Origin of the sequence: Priestia abyssalis (assembly GCF_002019595.1) — a bacterium.
GTDB lineage: Bacteria > Bacillota > Bacilli > Bacillales > Bacillaceae_H > Bacillus_BA > Bacillus_BA abyssalis.
This window is the reverse complement of sequence record NZ_KV917369.1, coordinates 1,985,733-1,998,674: the sequence shown is the minus strand read 5'-3', so window position 1 is coordinate 1,998,674 and position 12,942 is coordinate 1,985,733. Positions and strand designations below refer to the sequence as shown.

Here is a 12,942-nt window from a genome sequence, read left to right as displayed (position 1 = left end):
CGTTTTTGCACACCTTTTTGTTGTTATTTATTATTAAGTCTGTCTTGTAAAGAACTAATATTTATTAGAAGAGGTACTCCTTGTTTCAATGTATCATTTTCTTCAAGGATTGGACCAAAAGCAATGCACTGCCCCTTCTTTAATGTTGCCAGCCTCTTTTCCCATTCTTTGCGGGCAGAAGCATCTTGGGCGAGATTTGCTGCGATCGAACTGATTTCATTTTCAGGTGGCATGAAATAAACTTTTTGGCTGGAATTCTGGAGCCTAGAGATTTCATCCGTCGTAAACTGACCTTTCAACGATTGAGTCGCATACCACCCGGACCAACCGAACTTTCTTCCCTCAGTCAAAATCTTGGCGCTCGGTGATTTTTCCCTATGGTCAAGGTTTTGTGCTTCATCAAGAATGACAGGGAATGGCTTATTTTTGTCGCCATGATGCAATTGATGATTCCAAATGTCCCAAAGGATGAACTCGGTAATCATCAGTTGGACGTCCCTGTTGAAACCCGTCAATTGAACGATGAATACTTTTCCTTTTTCGTTCAGCAACTCTCCCCAGTTATATTGGCTCTCATGGTTGAATGGACTTTTATCGATGAGCGGCTTGATTTGAGATTTGGCCGTCCTTGCCGGACCAGAACTATCATCATCCAACTCTTCCAGCAGCAATTCTAGGCTCATGTTTTCACCATGTTTATCAAGCCCTCGGATTACAGCTTCATAGATGGCATTTTGCTGTTGGATGCCCAAATCTTTATAAATGGCGGAAAACACACTCTTGATGCGTTCGGCAACGTCAGTATTGTCCTCATCTATATAGATTCCCTCATCAAGTTCCTTTTGATTTCGCTTGAACGGATTGATTGGGAACTTATCCTTTGCTACCAAGAATTGTTCGATGTTTCCTTGAAGTTGCTCTTTAAATTCCGGCTCCAATTTGGAGTTTTTGAACCCATCCGTATAATCAAAAATGATACTTGAAATGCCGTTTTGGGCCAATTCGAGAAGTAGGCATTGAATGAAATAGCTCTTGCCCTGCCCCGATTTTCCCGAAATCAAAATATGACGATTGGCCAATTCACGATGCCCGAACTCCCAATATATTTTCTTCATGGACCCTTCAATGGTTCCAAGCAACACACGAATGTCATTCAAGTCATTTTCGACGGCGGGAATCGGTGGCTTCACGACGGGCTCGGGTGGTTCCATATCAGACACTTTCTTTTCCTCATTATAACCACCGTATCGGTTTCCCAATAACACCTCAGGATTGATATCTGTATTCCCTGACTGGATGTTCATTTTAAGCTCTTCCATTCCGACAGCAACACCTGAATATCCATCCTCTTCTGTCAATTCCAGCAACAAAATATCATCCTCATTTTTGATGGATCGCCATGTTTGTTCCGTTTTGAACGATAAAATGGCACCTTTACCAATTATGGGATTCAAATGTTGGCTTATTTCATAATCGTCGTTTAGCAATCTCGCTTTCAGCGAATCGATTTTTCCATAGTCTTTTTCCGGCCATATTCTATTCGCAATGAATTTCTCAGTGTTCGATAGCAACAATTGCACAAAAAAGTTACGGAAGAATTTATGCTTAAACACCTTTTTCCCATCTTCGTCCACTTTTGAAAGTTGTGTATCGAAAAGAAGCCTTGTACTACCAATTTGCTCTTTGGCCTTTACGATGGTACTCTCCTGATTCAAGCCAATTTTCACTTCTACCGGATAATAGTGAACAAATAACCTTCCATTGCCGACTTCGACTCCAATCAACAAAAGATCATCACTATGGGCTCCCTTGACTCCAAGGTTCTTCGCCGAGAAAACTCCTTCACTTTTCGTCAATTTCACCGTACCAGCCACACGTAACACTTCTTCCAATGAAATTGGAATCCATAAAATGTTTTTATGATCCAATGTACTTAAAATATATTTGATGGCTGAAATGATGCTCAATTTTTCACGCGAAAACTGGCCCTTGCTTCCGATTATCCGAAGGAGCCATTCTCCATTCAAGCTATTGAATGCCCTAATGGCCGTATCTATCTTTTCTGGAGTGGCAACGATGGATTTCTCCGTTAGATACTGCTCGATGATGGCTTGATATTGTTTCGTCTTATCGGTTACGGTGATGGCATCGTATTGGGTCGATGATGAATATTGGTCACTGTAGTGGATGATTAATAAATCGCGTGACGAACTTTGGAAGAAATCCAATCCCACACTTGGCTCAATGAACGTTACCCAATATGACGAGTCATATAACTGATTCAAAACCCGTTCATCGTAATTTGATGTTCTTGTAACTATTGTTTCATTTTTTCGATAAGGGTTCGTTCCGTCATTGTTCAAATTGCTGGCCAATTCGTTCATGCCCCATGCCGTTCGAATCAACAGGTGTTCTGTATCCAATACATTCTTTACCCCGAACCCCGTGCGATAGTCTTCCTCCGTCTTGACCGATGACAAGGAAGATAACAATCCATTCAACGATAGGCCAGTTTCGATGTCATCCATCGTGTTTTTGGCGTGTCTTTCATTTGAAACCATTTTATAAAAAGAAATATGGGCGTGACCGTACTCTTCCGAACCTACGCTTTTGTAATACAGCACATTTTCCCGAACTAACCTCAACACATCGACAGCATCCAAATTCTTCGTTCCAAGCGACATATCGAAAGCCTCTTCAAATTTTTCGACTTCATCATAGATTGAGAACCTTTCAAAGTCGCTGAAAACATCGCTCTCTTGATATAATGTCACCTCTACCGGAATAATCTTGGAAAGGCCTTTTTTCTCGAGTTGTTTCCTGATGAAATTCATCAACCCCCGGACCACTTCTTTGTCGTTGTTTATATTGATGACATTGATCCTTATCGGGGATTTGGAATCCTCAAGAAACAAGTATTGAAAATGTTCTACGAATTGATTAAGCTTTTCCTCTACCACACTTGAAAGAAATGCGTTTGATTCGCCAATGGCCACTTGTTGCAACGGTTCATAAACCATCCACTCCGGTGCATCACTTTGGACGATGGGACGATATAAACGGTCGTCTTCCCCGTAAACATATGGCAGTAAATTGTTGGGGTGCAACCGATTGAGGATATGCATGTCGATTTGTTCACCTTTGAGTTCATCGTTGATTGTCAACTGATATGCGACATTCAGCGGATGGAGCGGCGTCAGAAGCGTCCTCTGCCCTTCATGGATTACTCCAAGCTTGAACAAATTTTTCTCTTCCCGTTTCAACATCGTGTTTTCCTCGATATGAGCGATACTGGCATTGAACTCATCCAAATACCGGATGGACAGTTCGCGCAACTTATCGTCCATGAACGCAAGGCTAGGAACCGTATCATTCACTTTATAATAAGAAATCAGCGCTTCATAAGCCGCCGCCAAGGATTCATTGAGGGGCAATACGATTTTTTTGAGCCCCGACAGACCTCTTTCAGCGTAGGCTATCTCATTCTGAATCCATTCTTTTTCATCCATTAAATACTTTCTAAATTCTTCACGTGCTGAAAATTCTCTTGCTCCTTGCTTTAACTTGTTCGTCTCTTCGTTATATTCAAAGCTTTCCTCATATTCCCTTTTAAGTTTCCACACGCGATTACCGAAGACAGGGACTGTTCTTGCCACCTGTTCTTTAATGAGAATCGGAATGGAAGTCTCGCCCAACCGGAGCGTAAATGACAATGTATCATCGTTCCAAGCAGAAGAAGATCCCGATATTTCCATACTCCCACTTTGGTACTGGACCACCTGTTCTTCCTCTTCTATGAATACTTCTTCCGGCTGGCTCACTCCATCACCGAGGACGATGCTTTCCTCCCTTTTATTGAGGATAAGTTTCTTTTGACTTACATTCACTTCATAGAGCGTCTGAATGCTTTGTAAAAGCGAAGGCTCGCATGATACTACGATTATATTGAATTCGTATTTTGATTTCGATTGCATCTTATGCGTGTAGACAACCTTATGGAACGATGTCTCTTTAGGCTGATGGGATAAGGACACAAATAGTTTTTTTCCCGAAACTTCACAAACGTCTTGGCAGTTCTTGTGGATATAATCTTTTTTCAATCTTTCATTGAATTCGAACCCGATATTGATTTGTTCCAAACCTGAGAGGTTGAATACAATCAAATGACGTTTGCGTTGACCGGCTTTCGTGTCCCCCTGTGCCTTTTCCCAAAAAACGAGTCCCTCTTTGGATTTCTTCTTTGTGGATTCAATGTATTCCAGAGGCTTATCTATTACTATCAGTTTCTCATGAGAGTCTTTGACTAATGTATAGTCCGCTTCCTTCCAATCATCTTTTTTCAGTCGCTGGACCCCTTTATCATCGAATAGCTTTTCGAGTTGATTCTCTAAATATTCGTACTCATGCAGATGCTGGACTTTCTCGTAGAAACCGTAATTCTCTTCCAATCTTTTTTTCATCTGGGCTGATGTATACTGATTCAGATTCTCATCATAGAAAAGTCCCAAATTCGGATAATCGGCTTTAGCAATTTCCTTTTTTACCAAAAAGCCCAAGATTTCCTCATAATCCCATAAGGAGGGTTGCAGGACAACGTCATCTAACTTTTTGCGCAAATAAAACGATAGGACTTCCTTCTCCTCTTTCTTCAGGGAAGAAGCCTCTATGTCTTCCTTTAACGTCTTCAATATGGATTTTACGTTGAATGGCATTCCTTCTTTTTGCAAATCACTGCTTCCGCCCCGGATACTATCCAATGTTTCATGACAAATGCTCAATAATGCGGTATTTTCCCATACTCCCTTTTGCTCTCCCACCTGATTCCGGAGCGTCACCAGAAAATCGGGCGTCACGTTTTCCGATGTTGCCGCCACTACTACCTTGATGTTTTCCGAAATTTTGATGGAAATCGTCGAATAAGGAGATCCATGCTCATGTCGGTAATGAAAAGGTTGTGATGCTTCACTTTCCTCCAAAACACGGTAGAAGCTTTCAACCTGTTCTTCATTGTCAAATTGAAGATAAAAACGTTCCCCTCCCCTAAGAGGCTCGTTTTGCAAGTATCCGATGAGCTTCTCTGAAAGGTAATTATAAAATTGGTTTAACATATTGTGCATCACCACTATCACTTTTTTTGTCTATTAGGTTCAATTTGTCGAATAACTGTACGATTTCCTCTTTTGAGTAGCGGTCAAAGAATAATCCTCTGGACTCCAGGTTGGCAAACACTTGCTTCAATGATTTACGCTCATCTTTCAAACTCAGCGCAGTGAGCAATAACAACATATCCTGGCTGATATTCAGCATATATCCGAGAGAACCTCTCGTTTTTAAGAAATATTTTCTCCCGATTTCTTCTATCGAGAGAGAGTATCGGTGCCTTGGCCCTTGCATCGTATCTTTCTGGTACGCCTCTTCTATGCTATTGAACAGGGCTTGCACGAGGGTATCATATTCCAGTTCCAAATTCTCTTCCACCGTTCCCAAAGAAAGATGAACGCGGTATTCCATAATCCAATCTCGTAACATTTCCAAGAAAATTTGTTTATCCCCATTTTCGGATTCGTCATACACTTCCTTCAACCCTGGATACCCTTGAGCCTTCTCTACACCTATCAAAAAATTCAGGTGCTCCAGACAGTTGATGTGAATCAATAAATACCGGGTTGCATCCTTAATCATTTGGTAACCCTGTGCATAACCTTTTCGATTTTTACTTGTCCCTTCCCAGTCCAAGGTAAAGTAAACTTCATTGTTACGGTCAAAGGCTGCTTTCGAACCTTGTGCCAGCTTCAAAGTCAGTTGGATGATATAAAGGAAGTAGTAATAACTCAAAAACAGATGATAATGAGTCTTAAAATAATCCTCATGCTTCATCAAAAAACGAAAATCTTCCTCGAACAATCGGGAAAGATAAGGAAGCTGATTTACATATCGTCGCTCTCTTTCGGAACGCTCCAGATGATCTAACCCGTTAAGAATTAAACGTGATATCAAGTCGTCGGAATCTTGCTTTTCAAAGATTTCTGCCATTCCTTCTTTTCCATCCAAGAGGACATCCATCAGAAACATCGCAATGTCCTGTTCCCCTTTCTTATCTGCACCGTCGCTGAGAGGTAAATATTGAAACAGATGGGGATGGAACACTTTGATGGACCCTTCCTTTTCCTGTAAAAACATTCGCAAAATCTGTTCGAAATGGGGACGGTTTTCTTTCGACATTTCCACGGACTCGCTCGTCTTTCCTATCAATTCTTCTAGACTAAGTTCCTTCTTCAAACGATTACCGCTTACAAGGCGACTGAATTCTCCCAAAACACCCTCAAAACCGTTTCTGAATTTCGCACGTTCTGTTCCCCTTGTTGTAAAGGGCAACAAGGGAGCTTTTTTATTGATTGTATGCTTTAAACCGACTTTCTCTTTTTTTATTGATAAAGAGTTCCTTAAAATATCTAAATTCTTCTTATCGATCATTGCCTATTCCCTTCTAAATGTGAATTCTTCATAGTCCTCGTCATATGTCAGCCTGAATATCGCATTTCCATCCATTCGGACAAACAGCAGTTCCTCCTCTTTATTTCCCATCTTCATCACCCTGTCGATGAATTCGACGAACTGGATGCAATCTTCCTTATCCTTTTTGTTCGGTCTGTAACCTTTTGAAAGTTTTACCATCATTTCGTATAAAGGATAATCGACTTCCAGGAACACCGTATTCGTCTTATCTTTGCCTCCGAATGCAATGAGCAGATTCAACTTGAAACGATTCAGGACTCGGTCTTCGGATGTCGATAAATGGGCAAAGGAAGGCTTGATGATGAGCGACTGTGCAACTTGGATGCCACGATTGGATTTGTCCATATACACATACTCGTCTTTTGGACTGCCATTCCATAAGAAAATTGATTTTTTCGTCAAATCATACATACTTTTCAAACCAGAACGGTTTCCTGCGTTGAACGCATATAAATATTGCATATACTGTTGATAGTTCGAATCTAAGAAAGTTTCCTCCATGGTTTTTGACAGAAACAGAGCCATGCGAATCAACGTTTTATTGAAAAGTTGCCTCGATGCGCCGCTCAATTCGAAAAACGGGCCCAGTTCCTCCAGCCCTTTTATCCACCCTTCCAGACACTGTAAATCCAGATGACGTTCGAACGTGTCTCTTATATTCAAGGAGTTGTTGAGTTCAATCAGAATCTGGTCGATTATATTGGAACGAAGGTGAATCGGATCCATCTTACCCACTATAGCCAATAGGTGGGAACGGTCTTGTCCGGCAAAAAGTAGGTTCGGCAATAATGCTTCCGTCTTCTCAATCATTCCTGCAGTCAAGAAATCGCCATTCCCATGTGCGGGAACCAAAATATCGTGAATGAAGTTAAGAAGCGCACGAGTGGAGATGATGGTCTTATGCTTCACGATGGCTGCCACCAAAAGACTGACAATCCCTTCACGAATTTCTCCCATTTGAATCAATTCATAATTCGTCATGAAAAATCCGCTTATGCCCCGTTCTTTGTCCTGTTGATAAGCCCGATAGAATGGATTTTCTTCCGATTTGACCACCAAACGGTCAAGAATGGTTGAGAAATAAGCAGATTTTGGCCCATCTTCCGTCAGTTCAAATGGTTGATAGTCGCTAAAACTAATCAAGTGGAAATAATCATCCATTTGATTCCCAGCAAGGACAGATGCTTCAAAGATTTTGGATTCTCTGATAAATTCCGTCAAGGTTTGATAATGTTTTTTTGCATAATCCGATTCGATGAAATTATGCAACACGCCCAAGTTGATGGCTAAAATAAGCTTATGCCCGGATGTCTCGATTTCGTCATCGCGAAATGGCTTCAATACTTCCGCTAATGTATCGAGCGAACTCTTCTGCGGATCAAAACTTTCAGTTGCATCGTTGTGTATCGAAAAACTCTCCATCAACTGGGAATACTTATTGTTCATATAGGCCAGTAAGTGGGATTTTCCGTCTCCTACGCTGCCACATAAAAAAATCAATTGCGCTTCACTTGTCTCGGCCGCATTGTTCAAAGCGGACATCAAGTCATCTTGTATCGTTCTTTTCACATGCAAATATTCTTTAAAAGAACTGAATTGATTGGAATTTTCAATCGCCTCTTGTGAAGACTCTTTCAATTTTGAAAGCTCAGCCAATAAATAACTTTCTCCTTCTTTAAGAATGAAGCGTTCCTCAGATTGTTCTTTCTTATCGGTGGAGTCCATGGACTCTGCGTTTTCATCCTTCTCCGCCTGATTATCTTCCTTTTCTTGTTCTTCTCCCTTGGAGGCTTCTCCTTCATCTGCCGCCTTCAGGTTTGTTCTTGTATGTTCCAAGATTACCTTTAATTTTTCTTCCAGACTGGAATTAAGTTTTTCTTCTAATTGCATGAAAGCATCCATATTCGTTTTAGGTCGCGGATGCCTATACTTTTGTGCGACAAACTCATAACTCCCGTACACTTCCATGAACCAGACCGCAATCTGGAATAAATGTTTATGGACCTTGAAAGCATTTTCCAGATCCCCTTCCATATGTTCATGTGCCGCTTTATTCCCCAAATATCTTACAGTATCGAACGAACCCGCGATTTCCCTTGGCAAGATATCCTCTTTTTCTAAACGCTGAATTCGTTCCACTTGTTTTAAATAGTTCAATTCATGAAGATCTTGTTCGACAGCAATTCTTTTGGACAATTTTTCCGAAAAAATCCGACCTTTAATTAATACCGTTTGTGGATCATGATAGAATACATCTTCGATGCTTCTACCAAGCTCCATCAACTCAGGAAAAATATCTTTTAAAAAATCAAATGTATGATTGCTCAATGAAAAAACACCTCTTAAATTATAGAAAATACAACTTAATCAATCCTATCAATTCCATCTCTCATTATACATTATATGCATAAAATTTGGGAATTTAGGACCTGTAAATGTTTGTAAAATCCACTGGTAACTTTGATGTCAAAAAAAAGCCTGTCCCCGAATTTTTCGCGACCTGTAAAACAAGTCAATTTGTCGAAAGGACAGACGTTAGTGAGTGCATAGAAGGTTACATAGAGAAACCGAGATTTTGAGACACCTTCCCTTAAACCACCGACTTATTGCTGTTTCGTTTTGCATCCATGATGAATTTTTCCATCTTATCAATGGCGGCATCGAAATCCTGTCTGACTTCATGTTCCCAAATCCTTAAAATATTCCAGCCCCTTTCTAGATAATATTCCGTTACTTTCTTGTCTCTCTCTTTATTCTTACTGAACTTGTTTTCCCAAAACTCGGTGTTTGATTTAGGGATATTTCCGTGTATTTCGCAACTGTGCCAAAAACAGGAATCCAGAAAGATCACTACCTTATATTTTGAGATTGACCAATCCGGAGTTCCCATCAGTCTTCTTGAATTTCTCCAGAATCTTAGCCCCCTTGCCCATAACGCACTACTTATTAAGTCTTCCAGCTTCGATACAGCTCGAATCGAGCCCATTATCTTACTTCTCGTTTCTTTTGAGACTTTATCTACCATGATAAGTAACCTCCTGCCGTTGTTTATTTTCTCCTGTTCTTCTTTTACCCTTATAGCAGAAAGTTTAAAAAGGAACTTGATCATAGAATCGCTTTTCTTGTACCCAAACGAAAAACACCTTCACTTGCTCTGCACACTAAATATGCAAATCAAGTAGAGGTGTTTTTTCATGTATATTCATAAACATCGTCTACCCTGTCAGCGTAGAAATCAGGGGTTCGAGCCCCCTGTGCTCCATACCATTTACTTGAGAGAGAAACCTTGATATATCAAGATTCATTTGTAGAGAAAGGGATATTTTTTCTCTATAAGATTTTTTACTTTTTAAGATATTCAGATAGTTTCTCTCGAGAAAGATTGCCACATACCTAGCCAGCTTGGCTGGCTAGGTGTGTGGTGATTTTTTTCATATTCTGGCAGACTGCCGTGAGTAAGACTTGTTCCCTCCCGTTCTGCAATCCCCGTAAACGGCAGTAGCGAAGCCCATGCAGTTCTTTTGAGTCTGCGGAGCTTCGCTCGACGATTTCTTTCCTTAATTTATAAAGTCCTTTTCCTTCTGGAGAGGGACACTGACGCCGTACTCTTTCATCTAATTCCGGTCCATATTGATGAACCCAACGCATAATCGTTGTGTGAGACATCGATAGGCCACGCTCTTCCATCATTTCCACCAACTGACCAAAGCCCAAGTTGTACCGTAGGTACCATCTTACTGTTAATAAGATAATGTCAAGCTGATAATGCTTCGAATTCTACTGGTTTCTTCGTACCGGTACGCACCCTTTTTATATTAATAATATCAGTATGTCCAAGACTAAGAGATTACTTGCAAGTGTTTAAAAGTTTTTATACCAGAACCCCTCACTCACTTTTAAACATGCAAACTACTTTGATTATAAACCTTCATAATTTTTCCTGGATGCACCATAAATGTTTCGGAACTAATACCGACGATTCGCTCGACGCTAAATGTGACCCCTGGAAATTCCGGGATACTGAAAATTTGATATCCTTGTGAAAGCAGATTCTTTAAGTCAGAATTCTTGATGACTTGGTTAGCGTATTGCCTGACCAAACTCCCGGCGCGGCGGTGAGCAGCCAAAATACGGTTGGAAGCTGTTAGGATTTGCTGAACCGCATCATCGTCATATTGAAGCGCTTTTAATAACTGCTCCATATTACGAGGGAAAATCGTTGTGTCTCTTAACCAGTAATTTACATTATGTGGCTTCGAGGAACTCATGTTGTATTTGTTCGAGAGTATATGACAGGCTTTGTTTATACCTTTATTATTAACCCAACTTCGCAGCCGATTCTTCCATGATTTTTGTATACGTCTAAGTTTTTGAGATTTTTCCTTTAAAATCTCAGAGTCCGCAACAGTCGCTAGCATTTCTGTTTCACTTTCATGGAATACGAGCAGACAGTCATCAAGCTCAAGCATGTTCAAAGGTTTTGAAATAACATGTTTGGCTTTTGAATCAATCTCAACAACTTTATATCTCCCATCAACTTGAAGGAAAAGAACATGATCATTTTCTAGTGTGACTAATCTAGCTTCCACTGGTTCAATGGAATCAGCACCATTTTCGTCCAAGTCTTCACTGGCAGCTAATTGCTTTCCTAATAACGATAACGAAGGTGGGTCTTCTTCTAAAAGTAGCTTCGCTGTGGTAATCGGTTTTCGTTCTAGTTTGTTTTTAATGCCTTTATATACAGTCGAAACCGGCTGGAGTGAATGTAAAACCCCCATGTTCTTAAAATAATTAGGAAATACATCATAGGAGATGAAGTACGTTTTTTCCGCCCGTGGACAATTGTTCGCGTACGCTTCAAACAGGTTTTGACTGCCGATAAATAGGACTTCATCAAAGGTATCGGAAGATTTTCTGAACGCGGAATCGTTGAAAAACCTTATATCCATGACATTCGTCGTGAACCTTCCAAGCAGTGCGTGTCTCTCCTCATCCTTTAAGTGTCTTTTTGTGACAATGGCCCTTTTGTTAGGTGTTTGTGTGTTGACCAAATCAAGCACTTTTTCCATTAAAGGATTGTTTTCCTGTTCCAGCAGCTGCTTTATTTGCTGGGCACCTTTCAAAAAATCTTGGTAGATGTTCGGGTACAGCACTTTGAGTTCGCGAAACTTATACCGTAAGTCCTGCAAATCAATCGATTTGATTTGATGAAATGAAATTAAACTAGTTGAAAAAATCATCAAATCCCTCTTAATTGTAAGGTAAATCCCATTCAAAAATTCATCTTCCAATCCGTTTTCGTCCACTTTTTGTTTTAGGATATTACATTGCTCTCCCAAATCTGAAAGTAATGGATCATGAATTGAGAGATAATATTGCTCATTAGAATTTGCAATATTGAAAATCTCATTGTCTTTCCAAAGGTCCATTATTTCTCCCTCCATGCCAACAATTCAATCCCGTTAGGGAATTTTTCCATTCCTCCAAGAGAATCGATTACCGAGCCTGTAATGATTTCCGTTTCTTTTTCTAATGTTCTTCTTTTAATATCTAAAACCACTTCATTATTTCGGTCCCCTGCGTCTGTCCGATTTAAAAAAATAATGGAAGGGTTCTTTGACGATAAATGGGCTTTGTTCAAGTAACTTAAAGCATCCGTAAAGATGACTGGTACATTGGGTTCAAGCTGTTCCTCTTTTGTCCCCTTCCCCACATTAGAGATAATTACTGAATGGTAGTAGGCGCTTTGTTTTCCCTTAAAACATAACAAATCCGCGAATGTCCCTTTCAATGCCCGATAGCTTAACGTCTCGGCACTAGACAATTCCAAAATTTTCGCATTATTACCAATGATATAAAACTCCGTCGTATATTCGCTTGCTGCTCTAAGTAATTTTTCTTTGCCGTATAGTTCTTTAAGAAATGCTGAACCAAATCCGAACCCTTTCATTTGCCTTCTTTTATATTGCTGATCGGCTGACGCGATTTGCAGCTGCGACCAGCTTCTTTCTGGAATCATCGTCGTCATCCCCTTTGAAACTAAACGGGCACATCTTTCATTTTCAAAAATAGGAACAGGATGTAGGATAATATCCTTAAAAGTATAAATCTCTCTTTTATTTTCTCTTGTTAAAAAAATCGTTTGTCCCTCCGTTAAAGAGGTGATACGATTTACAATCGTCTTCTTCAATAATCTCCGGTTGAAAATCGTATCTGACATGCCAGCAGCCGTTACCAAAGGTGCAAAATCTGCACCCGGTAACGACACTGCAATATGGGTTTTGATGTGTTTAGTGCCCGGATTCCTAATTAAATAGGCACCCAATGAAGAGAAAAATTTAAACCAATCTGGAATTTGAAATATGGACCTTGGTCCAATACAATAGAGTTCATCGATGTCCATCTTTTCTTCCCCCATTTTTATTT

The 12,942-nt window shown here is 40.2% G+C and carries 7 protein-coding genes; all 7 read right to left on the bottom strand.

Features of this window, described 5'->3' with window-relative positions:
• Positions 1-23: 23 nt before the first annotated feature.
• Positions 24-5,108, bottom strand: a complete 5,085-nt coding sequence (gene dptH, locus BK575_RS09155; protein WP_078410114.1) for a DNA phosphorothioation-dependent restriction protein DptH — start codon at positions 5,106-5,108, stop codon at positions 24-26.
• The gene (gene dptG, locus BK575_RS09150; protein WP_078410113.1) at positions 5,089-6,474 is read right to left on the bottom strand and encodes a DNA phosphorothioation-dependent restriction protein DptG; all 1,386 of its coding nucleotides are present in this window, start codon (positions 6,472-6,474) and stop codon (positions 5,089-5,091) included. Before dptG ends, dptH begins: the two co-directional genes overlap by 20 nt.
• A 3-nt stretch (positions 6,475-6,477) precedes the next feature.
• Complete coding sequence (gene dptF, locus BK575_RS09145; RefSeq protein WP_139368006.1) at positions 6,478-8,844, bottom strand: DNA phosphorothioation-dependent restriction protein DptF; 2,367 nt, start codon at positions 8,842-8,844, stop codon at positions 6,478-6,480.
• 262 nt (positions 8,845-9,106) lie between these two features.
• Positions 9,107-9,541: a very short patch repair endonuclease gene (locus BK575_RS09140; protein WP_078410112.1), complete on the bottom strand. Its 435-nt coding sequence runs from the start codon at positions 9,539-9,541 to the stop codon at positions 9,107-9,109.
• Between the two features lie 368 nt (positions 9,542-9,909).
• The gene (locus tag BK575_RS29315) at positions 9,910-10,269 is read right to left on the bottom strand and encodes a transposase (RefSeq protein WP_139368005.1); all 360 of its coding nucleotides are present in this window, start codon (positions 10,267-10,269) and stop codon (positions 9,910-9,912) included.
• A gap of 143 nt (positions 10,270-10,412) precedes the next feature.
• On the bottom strand, positions 10,413-11,945 hold the full coding sequence (locus BK575_RS09130; protein ID WP_078410111.1) for a hypothetical protein: 1,533 nt from the start codon (positions 11,943-11,945) through the stop codon (positions 10,413-10,415).
• On the bottom strand, positions 11,945-12,919 hold the full coding sequence (locus BK575_RS09125) for a hypothetical protein (RefSeq protein WP_139368004.1): 975 nt from the start codon (positions 12,917-12,919) through the stop codon (positions 11,945-11,947). Before BK575_RS09125 ends, BK575_RS09130 begins: the two co-directional genes overlap by 1 nt.
• Positions 12,920-12,942 lie beyond the last annotated feature (23 nt).

Excerpts from the sequence above, each read along its gene's own strand:
- dptH (WP_078410114.1), bottom strand. The coding sequence starts at position 5,108 with ATGTTAAACCAATTTTATAATTACCTTTCAGAGAAGCTCATCGGATAC.
- dptG (WP_078410113.1), bottom strand. The coding sequence starts at position 6,474 with ATGATCGATAAGAAGAATTTAGATATTTTAAGGAACTCTTTATCAATA.
- BK575_RS09140 (WP_078410112.1), bottom strand. The coding sequence starts at position 9,541 with ATGGTAGATAAAGTCTCAAAAGAAACGAGAAGTAAGATAATGGGCTCG.
- BK575_RS09130 (WP_078410111.1), bottom strand. The coding sequence starts at position 11,945 with ATGGACCTTTGGAAAGACAATGAGATTTTCAATATTGCAAATTCTAAT.
- BK575_RS09125 (WP_139368004.1), bottom strand. The coding sequence starts at position 12,919 with ATGGACATCGATGAACTCTATTGTATTGGACCAAGGTCCATATTTCAA.